Source organism: Pseudomonas sp. P5_B2 (assembly GCF_056400445.1).
On sequence record NZ_JBFULH010000576.1, the window covers coordinates 1 to 2,583 of the forward strand.

Here is a 2,583-nt window from a genome sequence, read left to right on the forward strand (position 1 = left end):
TCCCACGGATGGTGCTATTCGGCCTGTTCGCGTTTGCGGCAGTGAGCTCGGCATCCGCCACACAGATGAAAACCTCAACCCCTGCTTTCGCCCCTGAAATCACCGCCGTTCAATCGCCTGCCCACGCCGGCGGCAACCCTTGGCCGACCTTGGCCAGTATGACCGGCCAGCAGGCAGGGCCGTTGCTTGCCCATGACGATCGATACTGGCATGACGACCGCTGGCATGATCGTAGAGACAATTGGCGCCGAGACGAATGGCGCAGGGATAATTGGCGTAGAGAGCAAGCCCGCCGAGAAGATCAACGTCGTGATTGGGAGCGCCACCAGGATCGGGCCATGCGGCACCGATATGAGGACGAGCACCGTTACTATCGTCGTTAAAAAAAAAGCGTAGCGGTCGCTGACGAACAAGGCTGAGGGTGGTGATCCTCCTCAATCCCCAACCTGCGACAAAGGCCTGGTAACCTGCTCCAACGCCTGACGCTCCGCCGCCACTCCCCAAACCGCTTGCACCACCGCCGCCACACACATCAGCGCAGCGCCAATCAGATAACCGATCAACAGACTGCTGCGCTGCTGGGTCTGGATCAGTTGGCCAAACAGCATCGGCCCGATAATGCCGCCCAAGCCAGTGCCGAACGCGTAAAACACGGCGATGGCCAAGGCGCGGATTTCCAKTGGGAAGGTTTCCGCCACGGTCAGGTAGGCCGAACTGGCCGCTGCCGATGCGAAAAAGAAGATCACCATCCACGCCACCGCTTGCTGGGTTACATCCAGCCAACTCTGTTGGAAGGCATAGCCACTGAACGCCAGCATGATCCCGGACATCGCGTAGGTGAAGCTGATCATCACCCGTCGGCCGATCACGTCAAACAAGCGTCCCAACAGCACCGGCCCGCAGAAATTACCCAGTGCCAAGGGCAATATATACCAACCGACCTGCTCGGCGGGCACCTGGTAAAAATCGGTGAGCACAAGTGCGTAGGTGAAGAAGATCGCGTTGTAAAAGAAGGCCTGCGCGGCCATCAGCGTCATCCCCACCAGCGCCCTGCGACGGAACCTGACAAACAGGGTCTGGAAGATCTCCGCCAGCGGCGTATGGTCCCGCGCGTGCAGGCGCAGCGGTTTGCGGGTCACGGCCGGCAGTTCATGACCTTGTTCGCGCAGTCGCGCTTCGATGCCTTCGACGATGCGTCGGGCCTCATCGCTCCGACCATGGACCAGCAACCAGCGCGGGCTCTCCGGCAGCCACAGGCGCATCACCAGAATCAACAAACCCAGCGCTGCACCGATGCCGAAACACAGACGCCAACCCAGATCGCCGCCGACCACCTGAGGGTCCAGCAAGACGATGGCCCCGCCGGCCCCCAGTGCTGCGCCTAACCAGAAGGTACCGTTGATGGTCAGATCAACCCAGCCTCGAAAGCGTACCGGCGTGAATTCCTGGATGGTCGAATTGATCGCCGTGTATTCGCCGCCGATGCCCATGCCCGTGAGGAAGCGGAACAAAAGGAAGCTTTCCAGGTTGAAGGAAAACGCCGTCGCCGCCGTGGCGCCGACATACAGCCATAATGTAATGAAGAACAACCTGCGCCGCCCCAGGCGATCGGTCAGCCAGCCGAACAGCAAGGCACCGAGCACTGCCCCGGCGATGTAGACGCCGCCGGCCAAACCGATATCGAAGTTGCTCATGCGCAGGTCGGTGCTGTTTTTCAGCGCGCCGGACACCGAGCCGGCCAGGGTCACTTCGAGGCCGTCGAGCAACCAGGTGATGCCTAACGCAACCACGAGCAGGGAGTGAAAACGGCCCCATGGCAAGCGGTCCAGGCGGGCTGGAAGGTCGGTTTCGAATATTGCGCCGGGGTTGCGGCTATGCGGCTGTTGGTGGGTCATCGCCTCATCATTTTCATGTGCAGGGCTTTGTGAGTTAGGAGTTAGGGGCAGGATCGGGAGTTCAACTCCCCTGCCCTCGTTTCGTGGATTGCGGCTCGAATTTTGATGGACTTAAACAGGTTTCAGGTCGGGTGTTTAAAGACACTCGGTGTAACGTCCTAACGGCTACAACGCCTTGCGCCATCGCCTACGGGTAAGACAGAATCCGCCGGCTTGTGCGGCTATGGGGTGGGCTATATCGTTTTCAGGTCACTGAAAAACAGTGATCGGGTTTGGTAGCCCAGTATGTCCAGGCGCATAGCGCCACCTTTTACAGAGATCTTTTAATCTCTGTTTTTTATGGTGGCCATGCGCAGGGCTCCCTCGGGAGCGCCGGGTTCCTGGACCGGTCTACCAACCTGCGTATGGYCACCACCMTTCGTTTGGTAGCGAAGGGTGATGGCTCCTCAATAGATTTTTCAGGAGTTTCATCTATGTGCAAACCAACACCCAACCCGCCGGACACCGATCCGGCATCGCCCTACGAATCCCTCGATTCCAAAAAATTCCACGAAACGGCCGAACGCGCACTCGACCACTACCTCAATCCGAGCGCCCAAATCATGTCCAGCACCCACGAACCCGAACCCATGTTCCTCGCCAACCCCAAGTACGACACCGAATCCCTGCTGGCCAACGCCAGCGAATC

Annotated in this window: 2 protein-coding genes and 1 pseudogene; 2 read left to right on the forward strand and 1 reads right to left on the reverse strand. The window is 59.3% G+C overall.

The window, feature by feature from the left end; genetic code table 11:
- Window positions 1-383, forward strand: a 383-nt coding sequence (locus AC1DRJ_RS24170; RefSeq protein ID WP_477804370.1) for a hypothetical protein, incomplete at its 5' end; no start/stop codon positions are given.
- 51 nt (window positions 384-434) lie between these two features.
- Here AC1DRJ_RS24170 and AC1DRJ_RS24175 read toward each other — a convergent pair.
- Window positions 435-1,895 (reverse strand): MFS transporter, encoded by a 1,461-nt coding sequence (locus AC1DRJ_RS24175; RefSeq protein WP_477804371.1) that lies wholly within the window; start codon window positions 1,893-1,895, stop codon window positions 435-437.
- A 473-nt stretch (window positions 1,896-2,368) separates the two neighbouring features.
- On the opposite strand from AC1DRJ_RS24175, the pseudogene AC1DRJ_RS24180 reads away from it, so the two are divergent.
- Window positions 2,369-2,583, forward strand: a pseudogene (locus AC1DRJ_RS24180) (DUF6124 family protein); the annotation flags it as partial.